The sequence below is a fragment of the Spirochaeta dissipatitropha genome, assembly GCF_054657935.1.
Window position 1 is genome coordinate 24,908 of sequence record NZ_BAAHXT010000014.1, and the last position, 19,622, is coordinate 44,529.

General features: G+C 46.0%; 14 protein-coding genes. 7 read left to right on the forward strand and 7 right to left on the reverse strand.

Annotated elements, in window-relative coordinates; genetic code table 11:
• Positions 1-53: 53 nt before the first annotated feature.
• Complete coding sequence (locus ACYQ2L_RS14470) at positions 54-833, forward strand: hypothetical protein (protein WP_460057152.1); 780 nt, start codon at positions 54-56, stop codon at positions 831-833.
• Positions 834-844: 11 nt separating this feature from the next.
• Positions 845-2,629 (forward strand): hypothetical protein, encoded by a 1,785-nt coding sequence (locus ACYQ2L_RS14475; protein WP_460057155.1) that lies wholly within the window; start codon positions 845-847, stop codon positions 2,627-2,629.
• Positions 2,630-2,637: 8 nt separating this feature from the next.
• Here ACYQ2L_RS14475 and ACYQ2L_RS14480 read toward each other — a convergent pair whose 3' ends face one another.
• Entirely contained in the window at positions 2,638-3,051 is a 414-nt protein-coding gene (locus ACYQ2L_RS14480; protein WP_460057158.1) for an RrF2 family transcriptional regulator, read from the reverse strand.
• A gap of 63 nt (positions 3,052-3,114) precedes the next feature.
• The gene (locus ACYQ2L_RS14485) at positions 3,115-4,680 is read right to left on the reverse strand and encodes a RecQ family ATP-dependent DNA helicase (RefSeq protein WP_460057161.1); all 1,566 of its coding nucleotides are present in this window, start codon (positions 4,678-4,680) and stop codon (positions 3,115-3,117) included.
• A 69-nt stretch (positions 4,681-4,749) separates the two neighbouring features.
• Between ACYQ2L_RS14485 and ACYQ2L_RS14490 the strand changes: the two genes are divergently transcribed.
• Positions 4,750-5,367, forward strand: coding sequence for a YqgE/AlgH family protein (locus ACYQ2L_RS14490; RefSeq protein WP_460057164.1), 618 nt, complete (start codon positions 4,750-4,752; stop codon positions 5,365-5,367).
• Positions 5,368-5,422: 55 nt separating this feature from the next.
• Positions 5,423-8,614: a ligand-binding sensor domain-containing protein gene (locus tag ACYQ2L_RS14495; protein WP_460057166.1), complete on the forward strand. Its 3,192-nt coding sequence runs from the start codon at positions 5,423-5,425 to the stop codon at positions 8,612-8,614.
• A gap of 3 nt (positions 8,615-8,617) precedes the next feature.
• Here ACYQ2L_RS14495 and ACYQ2L_RS14500 read toward each other — a convergent pair whose 3' ends face one another.
• The 3 genes from ACYQ2L_RS14500 to ACYQ2L_RS14510 are packed head-to-tail and all read right to left on the reverse strand — an operon-like array spanning position 8,618 to position 13,174.
• Positions 8,618-10,291 (reverse strand): AMP-dependent synthetase/ligase, encoded by a 1,674-nt coding sequence (locus tag ACYQ2L_RS14500; RefSeq protein WP_460057168.1) that lies wholly within the window; start codon positions 10,289-10,291, stop codon positions 8,618-8,620.
• Between the two features lie 25 nt (positions 10,292-10,316).
• The gene (locus tag ACYQ2L_RS14505) at positions 10,317-11,108 is read right to left on the reverse strand and encodes a hypothetical protein (protein WP_460057171.1); all 792 of its coding nucleotides are present in this window, start codon (positions 11,106-11,108) and stop codon (positions 10,317-10,319) included.
• 2 nt (positions 11,109-11,110) lie between these two features.
• Positions 11,111-13,174 (reverse strand): sodium-translocating pyrophosphatase, encoded by a 2,064-nt coding sequence (locus ACYQ2L_RS14510; RefSeq protein WP_460057174.1) that lies wholly within the window; start codon positions 13,172-13,174, stop codon positions 11,111-11,113.
• A gap of 89 nt (positions 13,175-13,263) precedes the next feature.
• Here ACYQ2L_RS14510 and ACYQ2L_RS14515 point away from each other — a divergent pair, with 89 nt between their 5' ends.
• From ACYQ2L_RS14515 to ACYQ2L_RS14525, 3 genes are read left to right on the forward strand one after another with little or no spacing between them, the layout of a single operon-like run.
• The gene (locus tag ACYQ2L_RS14515; RefSeq protein ID WP_460057176.1) at positions 13,264-13,977 is read left to right on the forward strand and encodes an alpha/beta hydrolase; all 714 of its coding nucleotides are present in this window, start codon (positions 13,264-13,266) and stop codon (positions 13,975-13,977) included.
• 8 nt (positions 13,978-13,985) lie between these two features.
• Positions 13,986-16,730, forward strand: a complete 2,745-nt coding sequence (locus ACYQ2L_RS14520) for a PAS domain S-box protein (RefSeq protein ID WP_460057178.1) — start codon at positions 13,986-13,988, stop codon at positions 16,728-16,730.
• Positions 16,724-18,166: a sigma-54-dependent transcriptional regulator gene (locus ACYQ2L_RS14525; protein WP_460057180.1), complete on the forward strand. Its 1,443-nt coding sequence runs from the start codon at positions 16,724-16,726 to the stop codon at positions 18,164-18,166. The genes ACYQ2L_RS14520 and ACYQ2L_RS14525 overlap by 7 nt, the downstream gene beginning before the upstream one ends.
• Here ACYQ2L_RS14525 and ACYQ2L_RS14530 read toward each other — a convergent pair.
• Both ACYQ2L_RS14530 and ACYQ2L_RS14535 read right to left on the reverse strand, forming a co-directional pair.
• Complete coding sequence (locus tag ACYQ2L_RS14530) at positions 18,159-18,980, reverse strand: YdcF family protein (RefSeq protein ID WP_460057182.1); 822 nt, start codon at positions 18,978-18,980, stop codon at positions 18,159-18,161. The two genes, ACYQ2L_RS14525 and ACYQ2L_RS14530, sit on opposite strands and share 8 nt — an antisense overlap.
• Before the next feature lie 20 nt (positions 18,981-19,000).
• Complete coding sequence (locus ACYQ2L_RS14535; protein WP_460057184.1) at positions 19,001-19,588, reverse strand: NAD(P)H-dependent oxidoreductase; 588 nt, start codon at positions 19,586-19,588, stop codon at positions 19,001-19,003.
• Positions 19,589-19,622: the final 34 nt, after the last annotated feature.

Below are 19,622 nucleotides of genomic sequence, written 5' to 3' on the forward strand. Positions count from 1 at the left end.
CTCTTTGCCTCAGTCATATCTTATGATATACTAAATTTCTGGAGAGTTCATCAATGCAGAAGCAAGTCAAAGACGTTTTACAGCAGGTTACTGATGTTGTCCGGATATGGCCCGGTATCGAGGCAATTACCTACATCCCGAGTGAGGATGATGTACTGGATCCCTATTTTTTCATTCGATTTGACGTCTATACAAAAAATGGCCTTCCCGACGCAGAGAAAAGAATGCAGGATCTTCATTTTGCCGGAGGATTCGAAACAGCCCCCTTTCATAAAAAAGACCGCTTTCTGGTACATGATATTCCTGTGCGGCTCGACTATAAAAATGTTGTGAGTTTACCTGATCCAGACGATCCAGCCACGGCAGCGGCTTTTATCAGCAGGGAAGAGGGCACATATCCCATGTTCCGTATTTCTGAATCCATTCCACTGTATGAAAAATCAGACTGGTTCATAAACTTTCAGAAGAGTCTCCGCAGTATAAATCAGGATGTATGGAAATTGCTGCAGGAACACTGCTTGCGGAGAATGGAGCATCACCTGAGTGACTATGGTGCAGCAGTTCATCGTAATGACCAGATATTCCAGAAAACTGCTCTGGCTGGTTTCATACGGGGACTCTGCAGCAGTCTATTTGCAATCAACAATAGATTTGAGCCATCCGGCCGAGGTATTCAACGCTACTTATTCCAGCTGGCTGAACTGCCTGAAGGATTCGAGGGAAGATTCGAAGTACTTCTTGAAAACAATCAAAAGCCTGAGCGGATTCTTGAAATTGCCGATATACTTACTAAAAGCATCCTTCAGCTTGCTGAGGCTCATAAAATTTACTGAGGAAAAATTACATGAAAAACCTCCCATCCATGAACATTCTGTGTGCAGTTCTGTGTCTGCTTTTGTTCAGTGCATGTACTGCAGATCCAGTCAGAGAAGTATCCACACTCATATTCCGGGATCACACCGGACAGAGAATCGAACTGTTTACTGATCAATACCCCGAGCATTTTACAGACAACGAGGCTGTTCAGCGATTTCTTCAGGCTGCTACATACAACATTGGCAGTATACGAAGCGCAGCGCATGTTTCAGATATAGATTCCGGAACTAATCTGTTCTATAGAATGGATAGTTTCAGTGATGCATACCATGTTCCTGATGGTAAGGTAATCCGCTATACCTTCAATGCTGTCTCTGCTCCATTGTTGTGGTTTACCATTAACGGGGAAGGTATCGTAAGCTCTGTCGGTGCTATTCCTTCCTTTTCTGCTGATGCCAGCAGTATCAGTGTTGAAATTCCTGTTATTGATGCAATACAGAGTATAGGGTTCATCTCCCTGAAAAAGCTTGACAGTGAATCATCATTTACCCCTCTGATGGAAGTCGTTGACCCAGGCACAGAGTTCATACTCAGTGGAGCAAGATACATTCAGCCAGCATCATTACGGGTACTTGCTAACGGGACCGGAATAGAAATCCAGGGACTTGATATGCTGCTGTCAAGAGTCCCCGATAATCAATTATCATTTCTGACGCTCGATTACAGCCACCAGTTATCGGTCTTGCCCCCCGGACAGCTTCCTGTACAGGAGGAGATTCCTCTGAATCTCCGTTTTACAGATGACACTGAAAAAGCATTCAGATTTCGTCTCCGTCCCGGTAGAAACAGTATTCACCTGCATGAAGGCTTCACCGGTGGAGAAATCAGCAGTCTCAGCCTTGGCACGATCCCGGATGATTTTATACTTCATGGCGGTTCTGCAGATCATGTCTCTAAATCAGCAGACATCCCGGAGCCGCTGCCCGCTGATCTGGGCAGCCTGAATCTCTACAGCCCCGACTACTGGCGAAACAGCAATTATGAGTTATTCAGCTGGAGTTTGTATCCCAATGTTCTCTTTTTTGATTTTTCCACATATGCCGTACAGGGGCGTTTTTTCAGCAGACTGGCTTTTTATGTTGAAAAGGCTGGATATCAGGGACAGCTTTTAAGCAATGAAGAACTGTCTGATCTGCATGCCTACAATGCGCACAACTACAACGGCGAGGGCTTATCCAGTTTCTTTAATTCGGCAGACGCCCATGGTTTCACTTTGAATCCTGAGGAAGAGCTACTGAGACAGATAGTTCTGGATGCTGGAATAATCACCGGAGAGCGCGGAAGTTATGAGGCTGGCAGAGGTGGCATACTGTCGATCAGTCAGCAAGCTCCATTCGGAACCGGACTCAGAAATCTTTTTCTTGTGCATGAGGCAATGCACGGAATTTTCTATGAAAACCAGGGTTTTTATGATTTTGTATGGGATTTCTGGAATAACGAAATGACGGAGCAGCAGAGGGAATTCTGGAAGTTCTTTATGGAAGCGATCAACTATTCGCCGGATGATACATACCTGGTGGTCAATGAAATTCAGGCATATCTGCTTCAATACCCGCATTCAAACAATAACTGGTATTTTTCGGTCCGCATGCCTCAGCGGATTCTTGAAACCTTTCCTGACAAGCGTCATGTAATCGACTCATTTAACGCGCAGAACCCTGGATTCTTCATTGATGCATCATTGCGAATGAATCGCGAATTATTCAGAACCACCGGGATGATAGGGGGAGATGTCCGCTGTCTCGTACCTTAGCACGTTCTTTAGATCGAATAAATAAAGGCTTGCTGATTCTTCTGATACCGTTGAATCAGCTCTGCGAGACTGATATCCAGTTCTTTATAGATTGCAGACTGAACCTTGTCCAGGAAAAAATCGAGGCGTTCAGCACCTCCAACTCCAGGCGCTACTTCGAGTTCGCCTTCCAGACACGCAAGAATATCATAAACCTTAATTTGATCAGGGCGCTTGTTAAGAGCATAACCGCCCTGGTTACCACGAAAACTCTGCACCAGTCCGCTCTTTTTGAGAGCAACAAGAATCTGTTCAAGGTAATGCTGGGGTATGGTATGTGCAGCAGCAATTTCCTTGATCTGGATAGGGCCTGTATCACTACGTACCCCGAGTTCCAGAACAGCCGTAAGTCCATATAAACCACGTGATGATAGGGTGAACAAAAATAGCCTCCTTGCAGCAACTGCTATCTAAACTACGTGAAGAGGGAATAAAAATCAATCTTTTTATACTATATTGATCAGCTTGACAAACGCCTTCCTGTCCTGACGTTTTTTCGGTATTTCGCTGAGGATGGATTTCAGCTGCCCTTCGTCCCATTCCGGCATCATCGGTAGCTTTTTCATCCATTGAGCGGGAAGCTCGAATCTATCCCATTCAAATTCCCGGCAGACGAGCTGCAGCAGCAATTCTTTTTCTCTGCTGTCCAGGGGACTTCTACTTGTTAGTTCTCTCAAAAATACGGCCATTCGATGCCAGTAGGAATCAACAGCCAGGGGCGGATCACTGCAGCATCGGCTACAGCCGAAACATGGCTCAGGTTCACAGTCCATTTTTCTTAAAAGGCTTTCCCGATGGCATCCTGGTTCATTTATCCACTCGATTAGCTGTTCAAGCCGTTTTCTCTGAAATCCTTTCGGCATCCGCCGGGCTGACGTGAGATCAGGAGGGCTGATCAGAAGTACAGCCTGGCAAGCAGTCCTGTCCCTCCCACCACGCCCTGCTTCCTGAATATAGGACTCCACTGATTGAGAGATGTCCCGGTGAATAACCGAGCGGATATTCTTCTTGTCTACCCCCATGCCATAGGCACAGGTCGATACGAGTATACCATCATTACTCGAGAAAAACCAGGATTCCAGAGAATCCTTGATCTGCTTTTCCAGCCCTGCATGGTAGAAATTGACACAGTCCCCGTGATCCTTCCTGAGGCGGGTAGCCAACTCTTCTGTGCCAGATCTGCTTGCGCAGAAGACAATTGCCGGTCTCGGCATTTCTGCTCCCGGTGTCCACATGGGTAACTCAGCAGTACCACCCCTTATTCTGTCTGTTGATCGAAACATCTCGACTATACAGGTATCCTTGTCTGCTGTCGCCATGATCCGGATAGCCATGTTAGGTCTGTCAGGTGTTCCAATGAGCTCCTGTGGTGAATAATCGGGGAATAGATTCTCACGTATGGTTTCCAGAACCTGCGGTCCTGCGGTAGCCGTGAATGCACTCAGTACAGGAATGCGGGCATAATTCTGTATTCGAGGTATTTCCAGATACCCGGGTCTGAAGGTCTTTCCCCACTCACATATGCAGTGGGCCTCGTCAACTATCAAATGCACAATATGCATATCTTTCAGCATCTTCAGGTTTGCATCCTGAATCATTGCCTCTGGATTACTCAGTATTGCCTTGATTTCCCCTTCTTTTACAGCGCGCCAGATCTTTGAGCGCTCCTGTTTTGATTGACCACCGCGTATTACAGCGGCAGGTATTCCAAGTTCGTCAAAGCGGCGTTTTTGATCCTGAAGAAGGGCCAGCAGGGGATACAGTACAAGCACAGGCCTTCCATCCAATGCAGTGGGAATCTGAAAACAGAGACTTTTCCCTGCTCCGGTCGGGAGAACGGCTATTTGCCCTCGTGGATGATACTCCTTGATGAATTCCGATTCTTCAAACTGCAAGGCATCCAGAATTCCAGCGATTACCATTCGTTGAACAGGAAACAGAAACGATATACCTGCATTCATCTGTGCCCATTCCTGTACCGGATCCGTATGATTTGATCTGTTGCTTTTCATACATAGAAAACACTACAGCAAAATACATTTACGGTTGATTTCTCAGCTTGATCTGAGTACTTTATCCCCATGGCTGACGGTAACGCAGGTGACAATCAAGGAAAATTCAACAGTCTCGCAGGACATTTTCTCATATCTGAAACTGATTTAATGGATCCTAATTTCTATCATTCAGTTATCCTGATTACAGATCATAACGAAGATGGTGCCTTCGGTCTGGTTATCAACAGACCAGCAGATATAGTCCTTCAGGATGTTGTTCCCGAGTTTGCTGATACAGCGGCCGGAATAATTCCGGTATTTGTAGGAGGGCCGGTTGAGCAGCAGTACCTGTTTCTGCTGCACGACGGACTTGACGGGATCGAGCTTCCTGAACCACATATGCATCCGGTAGATGGTGTCGTGTTTCAACCACTGACAGAAACCATAGCAGGATTACTACCTCAGATAATCAAGCAGGACCGGAAAACAGTTCGCAGGCATATACATTTATTCGCAGGCTATTCGGGCTGGTCTTCAGGTCAGCTTGAAGCAGAGATCCTGGAAGGATCATGGATCACGCATCCAGCATCCGCAGAAATAATTTTCCATTCTGATCCTGCTCAAGGTTGGCAGGATGCCATGTCACGAAAAGGTGATTTATATAGAATAATCGCTCAAACCGGATTCAGACCTTCCATGAATTGACAATTTTTCGGTCTATTTTGTTGACTTTCATTTCTTTTTACATAAAATTAATTCAATGATCAGGTCAATGTGCCTCTTTGCTTTTTTTCTGCTTGCCCAAATCTGGAATGTTTCTGCCATAGATACCCCGCGATTTGAGCAACTCAGTTATCGTGACGGCCTGGTTAACTCTGCAGTTTCATCCATTATCCGCGATCCTGACGGTTATTTATGGTTTGGATCACAATCAGGTCTTCACAGATATGACGGATATTCAATGGAAGTCATAACCAGTGTGCCTTTTTCCGATGAGGGCCTGAATCATCATCTCGTACAAACCTTATACATGAGCAATCAGAACAGTATCTGGATCGGAACTTATGATGGAATAAATGTTCTGGATCTGAACGATTATTCCATGCGTTCGTATCACACAAGTGCCGAAGTTGTGACGGCTATCGCACAGGATTCAAGCCAACGCTACTGGGCAGGCACTCTGAACGGGCTGGAACTAATTAACACCGAGAGTGGTGAAATGCGGCGTTTTCTTCATAATCCTGAGAATGAAAGAAGTCTTCCCGAAAACACTATCCGGACTTTGCACCTGGATTCAAGGGGAAATTTATGGATCGGGAGTTATGGTGGACTTTCACTCCTGATTGAGGATGCCGATGATCCAGCTGATTATGAGTTCAGAAATTTCAAAGTTGAAGATGGGCTGACATCTCCTTTTATAATGTCAATAACAGAAGACTCCGATGGGGATCTTATAATCGGTACCTGGGGCGGCGGTGTCCTGCGTTTTGATCTGAACAGCGAAGAATTTTCAGTCATCATTGATACCGCAGAACCGATATATGCACTTGCATATCACAAAGAATATGGTTTATTTGCTGGAAGCTGGGGAGGGGGGCTGTACCATCTGAATCCGCATGACGGCTCAGTCAGCAATGCGCGGCATAATCCACAGCAGGAACGCAGTCTTGCCCATGATATTGTATACTCACTACATATAGATGATTACGGGGTAATCTGGATCGGCACCAACGGAAATGGTATCAGCAAGCTTAACTACAATCAAAAAGATTTTATTCTTATCGATTCCCAGGGAGGTAGCCAGAAAGGTATTGCTGCAGCGAGGGTCAGATCCCTGCTTGAACTGGAGAATGGAAGCATACTTATCGGTTTTCAGAATGCAGGCATAGATCGATACGACAGAGACACGGGTATTGTCTACTCCTACAGAAACGGTAATGAACCGAATGGACTTGGTGACAATACCATAAACGATTTATTGCGCCTGAATAATGGTCTTGTTCTGGTGGCCAGCAACAACGGTATCTATGAATACAATCCTGAATCGAGAATTTTCAGACATGTAGATTATAACCCGGACCCTAACGGCAGCGTTAATGAAAACATTATCTACTCACTGACCGAACAGCAGGATGGTACTCTCTGGATTGGTACCTATAACAGAGGTGTGATCAAATGGGATCCAGATGGAAGACATGTTAGATTCGAACATGATCCTGAAAACCCGGGGTCTCTGAGTAATAACCTGGTCTACCAGGTATATATCGATAGCAATAATAACGTCTGGGTCGCTACCAATGTTGGATTAAATCTATATCACCCTGAATCAAGTACCTTCTCGCACTTTTTCCACGATCAGTCAGATACGAGTACCATTACGTCGAATTCAGTCAGCTCTATCTATGAGGATTCCAGGGGAATGTTATGGATTGGTACCAGAGCAGGCGGTTTAAACCTCTTTTCCCCGGAATCTGACAGATTTATCCGGCATTTCACCACCAACACGGGACTTGAATCAAACTCTATAATGTCAATAAACGAGGGCCCCGATAATTTTATGTATGTAGCCACCTCCAATGGTTTGCATACGATCAACCCGTTTAACTTTGAGATTAAAATTATTTCCGAAGCCGATGGACTGCCGATACGTGAATTTTCCGGTTCTTCTATTAAACTTGTCGACGACAGTCTTGTGTTCGGGTCATTCGGTGCCCTTATCCATATAAGCGAAAGCATTGTACCTACAACTGCAATTGAACCAGAGACAATCATTACCGATATCAAAATTCACAATGATTCCCTGCAGGATACAAACTCCAATAGAGTTCGGGAACTTGATTTGAGACACACAGATAACCGGATCGGTTTCGCTTTTGCATCAACTGATTTTACCTTGCCTGCGCGTAACAGATACGAGGTCAGAATGTCCGGTATTGATGAAGACTGGCAGCTGCTGGGAAACCGACAGTTCGTTGAATACGTGAATCTCTCGCCTGGATATTATTCGTTCAAGGTTCGGTCTACCAACAGTCATGGAATCTCTGATACAAGCGGACGGGAAATTTTTATAAGAATTCAACCGCCTTTCTGGCAAACTACTATTTTCAGAGCCGCGCTGCTTTTTATGCTTCTTGGTTGTGTCGTTCTGCTCAATTACCTGAATACCAACCGTCTTCGTATTCAGAACATGCGATTGGATAATCAGATCAGGAAAAGGACATCCGAACTGACAAAAGTCAACGAGGAACTCACAGCCTCCCAGGAAGAAAAAGATAGATTCTTCCACATTCTGGCTCATGATCTTCGCGGACCCATTGCAGGTTTAAAAAGTTTCAGTGAGGGTTTATATGAAGTCCGGAATAATCTGTCACCCGAGGATATCGAGGAAGCCCTTTCAACCATATTCGATACCAGTACGGGTATATCCAGTCTGCTTGAACGCTTGCTGGAATGGGGAAACCTTCAGCGAAACAGGGATCCACTGGTCTTTCAGCAGATCCTTCTGAAGGATCTAACTGATGAATGCTGTTCGGGGTTTGCCAGCATGCTGGAAGCCAAAGGCATTCAACTTACCGTTGATATTGATCCAGAACTGAATTTCTTTACGGATTCCAAGATTCTATCCAGTGTAATCCATAACCTGGTTCACAATGCTATTAAATTCAGCGAATCCGGGGATGTCATTCACCTGAAGGCAGCTTTGAACAGTAATTCCGAACTCGAATTCTCAGTCCGGGATACAGGAATCGGAATCCCGGAAGATAAACTCTCGGATGTTCTGCTTCTGGATAAATTTGAATCTACTCGAGGGACTGCCGGAGAAAAAGGCACAGGGCTTGGACTGCCTCTGGTGAAACAGCAACTGGGAATACTCGGTGCAGGTATGAAGATCAGGAGTGAGGAAGGAGAGGGGACGGAAATTACCTTCCGTCTCCCTCTGCAGGAAGAATAGCCCTTATTCCATTCCCCCGGTATTGTGTCGTTTTATCTTCTTGGTTGTTGTCATCGGAAGGGCTTCATTCAGTATACTGTGACGCTGTATTCGCTGATACGGAAGCAGCTCACGGTTAACTTCAGCAATTATTTCTGCAATTCTTTCGGCGCCCGGCCTGTTTTCAGGATTGGGATATACAAGGGCTTCGATTCCCTCTGTTTTCATTTTTTCATCAAGAACATAGCCACGGACCATTATCTGCTCTATTTCGTCGTACAGCTGGAACTGGTCTTCAATCTCTTCCGGATACACATTTTTACCGCCTTCAGTAACTATCAGCAATTTCTTCCGGCCAGTGAGGTACACGTAGTTATCCTTATCGATGTATCCCATATCCCCGGTGGTGAAATAACCGTCATCCGTAAAGACTTCCCGTGTTGCCTCATCGTTTCTGTAGTAGCCCTGCATGACCATGGGACCTTTAACAACTATTTCACCGGTTCCCTGTGCATCTATATTTATAAGCTTGATATCTGCCTGAGGCAGGGGCAGACCTACAGAACTTGTCCGGTACGCATATGTCGGATTCAGGGTAATTATTGGTGAGGTTTCAGTCAAACCGTAACCCTGAACAAAGGAGAGCCCCAGTTGATTGAACTGCTTGAAGGTACTCGAAGGTAAGGGTCCACCGCCGCTTATACATATGCGAATTCTGTCCATGGACAGTTTTGATCTCAGTCCGCGGAATAACGGCCCGCCTATATTGATTTTCAGAACAGTCTTGAAAAAACCACTGACAGCCATAAGGAATTTGATAATGCCGTAGAGAACAATTCCTTTTTCCCTGATTCCCTTCATCAGCCCCTTGAGAAGTTTGTTGAAGAGCATCGGAACACCAAGAAACATCGTTACATTTCCCTGTCGAAGATCCTTCAGAACCTGAGATACAGCCAGCTGCGGTGTAAATACCGTTTCGGCACCGACAGAAAGTGATTCGAGGAATACAGCCAGCATGGAATAACTATGATGCAATGGCAGCAGAGCATAAAAGACATCGGTATGATACAGCGTCATATGTGCCTGGGCAAGAAAACAGTCTGCTGTCAGATTTTGGTGAGTAAGCACAACTCCTTTGGCATCCCCGGTTGTACCGGAAGTAAACAATATAGCTGCAATATCTGATTCGGACCTGTCAGCACGCTCGAACGATTCTTCAGGAAGCCCGAAAATAAAGTTCTCCATGCCTTCATCCAGTGCGTAGAGATGCTTGATATCCGACTGAGCAGAGAAGTACTCAAATTTATCGTCATCGGCAAGCAGCATACTGCATTCAGCTCTCTGGAGGAGGCGATGAGTGTCCTTGCTGCTGAGCATATGATCAATAGGTACAACAACTCCTCCAGCAAAAAGTATAGCCAGATACGCAATCCCCCATTCAGGTGAATTCTTTCCGGTTAATCCGACCTGCATTCCCGGTTCCAGTCCATCATGCTGAAGTTTACCTGCCAGATGTTCAATCTTTATAAGTACTTCGTCATAGGTCCAGCTGCGTTCTTTTGGAACAAAGCTGCTGAAACAGCGCCGTTCACCAAAACGTGCGGCGCTTATTCTTACCATTTCCGGTATAGTTGGCCATTCTCCCTTGCACATGTCAGGTCTGTATTCTGCAAGAAAATCCCATGGATGCGTAGACATAATTCCTCCTTTCTGAAATCCGCTGCTACATTGATTTCCAGAATTTATAATTGTTCTCTTCAATTTCCCGGTTGTTCGGCATTCTGAAAAAGCGGTATTGCTCACCTGCCGAAAACATAAAACCGTGGCGTATGAACTTATAAGGTATCTTATCGAATGAGCTATCAAGCGCTAGTCCTTTCGAGGTTTTATCCCTGGCTACTTTAAGTTCAAAAATCGCATCCCGCAGTTTTGAGGGATGCAGCCCGGGAATAGGAGCCGGCATTAACGGATTTGATTCAAAATCCCTTAAAAAACTTTCGGTGTCGAATTCAAGCTGGGTGTAGAATAATGCCGGCACATTACGCATACTGTCAGTCCCGCCGGTTATTGATTTCCCGAATTCAATAAAATCAAGTTTGGTCAGAACAAGCATCCGCAACGGTGTTATTTCGGCGAATATCCGGAGAATTCCCGGTTCCCTTGTTTTTACATCATCGTTGGCAGGCTGCAGCTCAAGTACTGCTGCTTCCGGGCTAGTCAGATACACCTTCTGGATAGCATCAAAATCTACATGTTCAAGAACTCGATATATAGAAATAAACTTTGTGGCTTTCGGGCGGCCGTCTTCATGAGGAACCAGCTGTTTGAGACCTTCCTCAATCGCAAATTCCGGATGACGGTAGTTTATGTCGACCTCAGCAAACACGACTTTTCCATCATAATAGCGCGTACTGCCTGCTATATAATGTCTGGCAAACTGCTGCGGACTATACTGCGACGCAACCAGTGATGGATTCGGATACAAGATAAGATACAAGTGATTGATATATTCCATATTTACCCCCAATAGGAATTCAGCATTGGCGCAATTACCAGGCTGACAACGGCCATAAGTTTGATAAGTATATTGAGTGCAGGACCTGCGGTATCCTTGAAAGGATCACCAACAGTATCACCGACCACAGAAGCTTTATGTGCATCGGAGCCTCGTCCGCCTCCAGCTCCAGCTTCTATCATTTTTTTTGCGTTATCCCAGGCACCACCGGAATTCGCCATAAAAATCGCCAGCACAACACCCGACGCGGTTACCCCGACAAGAAGCCCCACCAGCATATCTATGCCGCCGGTAAATCCTACGATGACCGGTGTAAGTGAGGCGATTATTCCAGGTAGAAGCATCTGGCGAAGTGCGCTTGCGGTACTGATATCCACACAACGCCCGTAGTCAGGAACTTCAGTATCCAGCAGTATCCCGGGTTTCTCCCGGAATTGCCTTCTGACTTCTTCAATCATTAAAAATGCAGCCTTGCCTATCGCATTCATACTGAGTGCACTGAACAGGTAAGGAATGACGGCTCCCAGCATAAGTCCAACCAGAACACGGACATCCATAAGGTCTATTACCCCGGCTCCTGACTGCTCACGAAAACTGGTAAAAAGAATAATCGCAGTCAAAGCAGCAGAACCAATAGCGAAGCCCTTACCGATTGCGGCAGTGGTATTTCCTACAGCATCCAGTTCATCGGTTATTTCACGAACGCTTGCAGGGTAGCCGGACATAACAGCCAATCCGCCTGCGTTATCAGCGATCGGTCCGTATGCATCGACTGCAAGCTGAACCCCCAGTGTTATCAACATGCCCAGGGCAGCGATTGCTATACCGAATAGACCTGTCAGGGCATGACTTACAAGAATAGTAACACCGATAATCAGTATGGGAAACAGGCTGGACATCATACCCATGCCAATTCCGGTGATTATGGTTGTTGCAGCCCCTGTATTACAGCTTTCAACGATCTTCTTTACTGGATATGTATTGGTTCCAGTAAACATCTCTGTCAGAATACCAATGGCAACACCTGCGACCAGACCGACCATTACGCTTCCGACAAGCTCCCATAATCCAGCACCAGCAAACTGCTCACCGGACAGCAGGATCGCTGCAGCCGGAATGGTCAGAAGAGCAGCAATAATAGATGCTCCGAATGTACCTGTGTTTAATGCCTTTTGGGGTGATCCTCCAGGTTTTGCCCTGACCAGAAACACACCAATAATCGAAGAAAACAGGCCGATTGCACTCAGTATTATCGGGAAGGAGAACAACCTCAGCCTCATATCGACAGGAGCATCTACCGTCAGAGCAAGAATCATACTTCCGACAAGCGAACCGACAAAGCTTTCAAAGAGGTCAGCACCCATCCCCGCCACGTCGCCTACGTTATCGCCGACATTATCGGCGATAACAGCCGGGTTTCTGGGATCATCCTCAGGAATTCCTGCCTCTACCTTACCTACCAGGTCAGCACCTACATCCGCTGCCTTGGTAAAAATTCCGCCACCGACCCTCGAGAACAATGCAATGGAACTGGCCCCGAGAGAAAAGCCGGAGAGAATAGGAAGGATAACGCCGGAGATAGTATCCGGATCATCACCATAAAGAAAGAAACCAATAAGAAGTATGATGCTGGATCCCAGCAGAACCAGGCCTACCACACTCATGCCCATAACTGCCCCGCCTGAAAATGCTACCTTCAGAGCAGGATTAAGACCACGCATCGCAGCATGAGTAGTGCGGGAATTAGCAGCCGTTGCTACCTTCATTCCAATAAAACCAGCAAGAGCTGAAGCAAGCGCACCGACCAGAAAAGCCAGTGACTGCATACGCAGAGATCCTGTATTTGCAACTGCCAGAAAGGCAGTAACTATAACCACAAAAGGAATGAGCACCCGGTATTCCCGGTAGAGAAATGCCATTGCCCCTTCAGAAACAAAACCGCTAATCCGTTTTAGTTCATCACTGCCCGGATCCTGCTTATAGATCCAGCGCGTTCGAAGTAAAGCGAAGATAAGCGCGGTGAGACCGCCGCCGATTCCGGCGACGAGAAAAATTGCTTTAACCATTACCAAACTCCAGTTTTGTCTTTATTATAGTACTCATAATACTGGTCGAAACGGAAATACGCAAACGTTTCTTGAAAGGAAGGGAAAAAATGACTAAACAACTCAAGGTTTACGCCCGTGATTTAGCTGACTGTGACATACACTGCTTTTTACTTCATGGATTTGGAGCTGATGCTCACGATCTCATGAGTCTCAGTAATGAGATGCATACGAGCGCTGTTGTGGACTATCTTTATCCACAAGCCCCTTATGAAATAGTAATGAACGGTATGAAAAATGGCACTGCCTGGTTCCCGCGGAATGAGCCGGAAATTATGAAAGCACTTACCGGTGACTATTTTCTTGGTCTGAGCAGGATTGATCCGCCAGACATGAAACTTTCGGCGGATGAGCTTCTTGCATTTATTGAAGATACAGGAATGGATTGGAGCAAGATCATACTGGGAGGATTCAGTCAGGGCGCCATGATTGCGGTTGAAACTGCTCTCAGAGCCCCAAAACCACCTGCAGGATTGATGATATTATCCGGTGCCCTGGTAGCACGTGAGCGCTGGGCAGCACTTGCTTCTGAACTGCCGTCCAGATGGGGAAAAGACATACAGGTACCAGTATATCAGTCGCATGGCCGGCAGGATGCAATTCTCGATATTGTAGGTGCTGAGGAACTACAGGAACTGCTTTCTGAAAGTGGTGTTTTTTGCGGTGAGCTTGCATATTTCAGCGGGCCACATACAATTCCATTTGAGATTCTCAAAGACATTGCTGCATTTATTGATGAAACAGCAAACCGGGTAAAGGACTGATTTTTAACATGCGAATATCGGAAATAATGCACAGCAGCCGAGGAAGGTTTTTCTTCTCAATGGGAATCATCGTTGTTTCCGTATTCGCAATGATTATTGTACAGGCCAATATACATGTCGATCACTATATCGATTTACGAAGAAACGAGATCATGCGAATCGTTGAGGTCGGTGTGCACAGTCTGGATCCAGTCCTGAAGCAGTACCGCAGGGGTGATATCAGCTTTGCCAGGGCTAGAGAAGACGTGCTGTTTTCCATACTTGATCTCCGCTTTACCGAACAGGATGGAGAGAGCTATTTTTTTATCGGCACCTATGAACTTTCGCCCATCGTACTCCCTTCAGCAATGACTGATCGAGAATATCATCGAATACCGCACTCCTTTGCCCATGGCATTGACATCATGCATCAGTTAATTGAGGTTGCACGCAGTGAAGAAACCAGCGGATTCCTTGCCTACGAGGTCGTTGAACAAGAAAAAGTTCATTCCAGAATTGCATATGTACAGGGAATTCCTGAGCTGCAGCTGTACATCGGCGTAAGCCTGTTAACAACAGATATACATCAAGCGATTTCCGAGGTTATATTCAGGTCGGTGTTTTTCGGAAGCATAATTGTATTGATTATGCTTGCAGCACTTTATGCTGCCTTGAAACCTTTCACTGTTATCTCGAATGAACTGACCGGTATTTTCCTTCAGATAACCAGAGATCCTCTGGGCACACTGGAATTCAAGGATTTCCGTCAGCTTCGCTGGCATGAAGGTCAGGTGATTATTCAGGGACTCGAACGCATGCTGAACAGCCTCAGGACAGCCAGATTCAGGCAGGAAGTCTCAGAAGACAGGTTCAGGCGACTTTTTTCTGATTCCAGAGATGCAATATTGCTTACATCCGGTATGCAGCTGCTGGAATGCAATCCGCAGGCAGTAGAGTTTTTCTCCTCCTCCCGGGATCTTCTGATCGGCCGCGATATTCAGGAACTACTGCTGCATACTGCAAGTCTGCCTCCTTCTGAATTGAAATCCTTGTTTGAACGGGCAGTGGATGGGGAAACAGTAAGCCTCACTCTGGACCTGAATCGAAATAATTCCGCCATCGAGAGCCGATCGGTGGACATGAGTATTCATCCACAGTATCTCGATATGGAATTCGGATTTCAGATCGTAATGCATGATATTACCTCGATCCGTGAAACAGAAAAAATGCTGCAGAATCTGAATGAGAACCTCTACCGCACACTCTACAGTATTGGTGACGGGATCATAGTTACAGATTCGGAAGGAAGAATCACCAGGATGAATCGTGTAGCCGAGTCCCTGGTTGAATGGACTCAGGATGAGGCTATCGGACGGAACCTGAGGGAGATTGCCAGACTGCAGGATATTAACAGTGGGGCAGTTGTTTCATGGTCACTCGAAAATGTTCTTTTTAACAGCGAAGAAAACACAACCGAAATACGAGAACTGATTACCAGATTCGGCACAAGGCGTTCTGTATCTGAAAACGGTGCGCCGATACGCTCTGGTGACAATGTGATCGGTGGTGTGCTTGTCTTTCGGGATGTCAGTGCTCAGTTGCTCATGCAGAAGGAATTGCGTGAGAATCAGAGAATTCTGAGCCTGGTACTGGATTATACCCCTGTCGGTGTCGGGGCATTCACCCGCCGTGGAGATTTTATTTATGCAAATCCCCGTTTGTGTGAACTGCTTGGCTACAGCGCACTCGAACTGAGACGCATGAACTTCCGCGCTATTATTTCACCTGATGAGATGCATTCATACGCCAGAAACTTCCGGAGACTGATACTGGGGTCAGAACGGGAGTCTTTCGAAATCAGATATAAGAAACGGAATGGTGAAGAGCGATTTGCAGTTCTGCGCGGTGGCGGAGTACAGAGTGAAGGGGATCAGCGCAAGCCTGATTTTCTGGTAGTAATTATCCAGGATGTCACAGAAATGAAGCGCGTTCAGCAGGAAAGCAGTAAAAAGGAACAGTTGTTGATTCAAGCCGAGAAGCTGGCTGCACTTGGCGAACTCTCTGCCGGTATGGCTCATGAAATCAATCAACCTCTTACAGGAATCTCTATGGCAGCTGACAATCTACAATTCCTGTCCTCAGGACAGATTCCAGGAAAAAATATAAGCAGCGAATATGTCATAGAGAAAACCGGACATATTCACGATTACATAGACCGCATCAGGTCAATAATCGATCATGTACGAACATTTTCCCGGGAACAGCTGCAGGAGCAGCAACTGAAATTCCAGTGTTCGGAAGCTCTTGGAAACGCATTGAGCCTCGTTCAGTCACAATATAGGGGACATGGAATAGAACTGGAGATCGAACTCCTGGATGAATTCTGTGTCCGTGGAAACCTGTATCGACTGGAACAGGCAGTATTAAATCTACTGACGAACGCCAAAGATGCGGTGCTGGAAATGAAAAATCATAATCACCATAACAGCAGTGAATACCGCCCCCATATTACTTTACGAATGCAGGCAGCATCGGCAGATAGTCTGAATATCATTATCAGCGATAACGGGACCGGAATACCCGCCGAATTACTTCAGCAGGTATTCAATCCATTCTATACTACAAAACCGGTAGATAAAGGTACCGGCTTGGGTCTTTCGGTTACTTATGGCATTATACAGGAAATGGGTGGAGAGATCGAAATACAAAGCGATGAAGGGCATGGGACTATGGTATTGATCCGACTGCCGATCGCAGGAGATGGTGAATGCTGAATGTGTTGATACTGGATGACGAAGAAATTATCCGTACAGAGGTCAAGGAATTTCTGGAAAACTTTGGATACGCTGTTTTTGAAGCCGAGCGTCCATCTGCTGCCATGGAACTGCTTGGTCAGCAGGAAATTGATATTATGGTACTTGATATCAGACTTCCGGAAAAAGACGGACTGGAGGTTCTTAAGGACGTCAAGAACAGATATCCAGCTACCGAAGTAATTATGATCACCGGTCATGGTGACAGTGATACCGTTCTGCAAAGCATGAAACTCGGAGCATTCGATTTTTTCCATAAACCGATCCGCTTACTGGAAATTCGTACTGCAATTGAACGTACAGAACGCTTCCTTGATATTCAGGGAAAACTCAAGAAACTTGAACGAAGGTTTGATGCCGTCAGTACCAATCTTCAGAGAAGTATTGCTGACATCGTCGGTAGTAGTAAGGCCATTACACAAGTAATCGATACAACCTTGAAAGCTGCAGCATCACCGGATACATCCGTACTCATAACCGGTGAAAGCGGCTGCGGAAAAGAATTAATTGCCCGGGTTCTCCACTATGCCAGCCCTCGGGGCAGTCTGTCCTATGTTCCGGTTAACTGCTCGGCTATTCCTGATACCTTGATAGAGAGTGAATTTTTTGGACATCGAAAAGGTGCTTTTACTGGAGCAATTGAGGACAAGGCTGGTTACTTTGAGGTTGCCGAAGGCGGGACACTTTTTCTGGATGAGATAGGGGACATGCCCCTTCAAGCCCAGACGAAACTACTCAGGGTACTGGAGGACCGAAAGGTAAAACGGATTGGAGGAACCAGAGAAATACCTGTCAACCTGCGCGTGATTGCAGCAACAAATCAGGATATTCCGGAAATGATAGCAGAAAAGACCTTCAGAGGTGATCTGTATTATCGCATCAATACACTTGAAATACGGATTCCGCCTTTGAGAGAACGTCTTGAGGATATCGAGGAACTGGTTCTGCACTTCATCCGGGAGTTCAATCCTCGATTCCGGAAAAAAGTAACAGGAATATCGCCTGAGGCTTTAGTGCAGCTGCAGAAATACGATTTCCCCGGCAATGTACGAGAACTGAGAGGAATGATAGAGCGTGCTATGATTCTGTGTGAAGGTACCGTTCTGGCTGCTGAATCTCTCCTCATTCCTGAAAAAACAGATATGCAAGAGCAGACAGCTCCAGTCTCATCGAAAAAACAGGATGTTCCTCAGGTTCAGAATTATGACTGCAGCAGCTTCAGCATGCTCCTGGGTTCATGTGATAACCTCAGTCTGGACCTGCTCGATTCATTTGAAAGGGATTTGCTGAATGAGGCCCTGAAGAGATGTAAGCACAACAAATCCAGAACAGCTGAAATGCTTGACATTTCTATTCACGCACTTGGTCGTCGGCTGCGCAGACTGGAAATCAGTTAGACAGGAGTGCGTAAATTATCAAACCGAGATACTCCCTCATTGCTATGGAGCTGTTCCGCAGGCTGTTCAGATCAGGTAGGAAAGATTGAAAAATCGGACTGCTTCTCACGGCCTTGAAATCAACAGGCGCTGTGAGAATCTCACCTGTATAGGCACTGAAACTGTATACACTTCTTGGCATATGATATGCACTGGTTACAAGAATCAACTTTGGCTTCGGGTTTTCATTACGAAGAAGATTAATTACCTGTGAAGCATTTTCTGCGGTTGTGGTGCTTCTGTTTTCAATAATTATGTCTTTCCGGTCGACGCCGGCTGCAGTCAGCCAATCGGCAAACAATTCGGCTTCACTTATTGATTCTTCCCGATTCCTTACAATGCCACCGCTGACAAGTACAGGAAATCCTGTGTGCCTATGTAGCAGGTATGCTGCACTCAATCTGCTGAGGGCATCAGGGCGGATACCTATTTTGTCCGGTGAGCCGGGAACTGTTCCGCCGCCCAATACAACGATCAGACTTTCCCGCTCTTTATTTTCCTGCTCTGATATCAATCTGTATGCAAAATCTTCCAGGCCTGCATCCGTAAACTCTACATGTGAATGCCTGTTCTCCAGATTTTTAAGAATTGCAGAAGAAACCAGCTCAGTCGAAAACAGATAAATTCCCGCAGCGGTCAAGCAGAGCAACATAACGGCCGGCAGTTTTCGCTTCCTGAATACAGTAACAAGTAGAACTGCAAGGAGAAGCAGGAGAATAATATTCCCCGGCGGCCATAAAAAAGCTTCAATAAGATCCTGGAGTATACGAATCATGTGTTCACTATCGGCAGAAATCAGTGCTGAACTGAATGACGAATAAGGTCAGTAAAGTATGATTCGATCTCATCGAGCCATTGACGACGCTGTTTCGAGCTTGACCCATAGACCGGAGCAAATACCTGCGGAGGAAGTAATTTAATTGCACAGAAATCACTGATTGAACCGAAAAGACATTCCGCGCGTTCAGTTGCTGTTTCGACTGTACTGTCACTGCATAATACAAGCTGTAATGATTTATCTGCCCATAATCCATGGGATTCAGTATGGCCGGCTCCTTCAGTAAATCCATATGCGATTTCAGGCCTCAGCACCCTGTCCAACAGGCCCTTCAATATGGCTGGTGGTCCGCCCCACCATTCCGGGTATACGAGGACAATCAGCTTGCTATCCTGAAACTTCTGGATGTATTGCTGGGTCTGTGAATCAAACGGAAATTTCCTTCTTAGTTCAGGTAGTCCAAGCAGGGGATCGAAGCCCTCTTTGTACAGATTTATTTCACATACGGCTGCGCCTTGCTGTCGAGCCGTTGAAACAAGCCTGCCGGCAGCAGCGACAGTGAGGCTTTCTTCATCGGGATGAGCAGTAACACAGCAGATATTCATTGGTGTATATTAGCATAGATGTATTTTTTTAGGG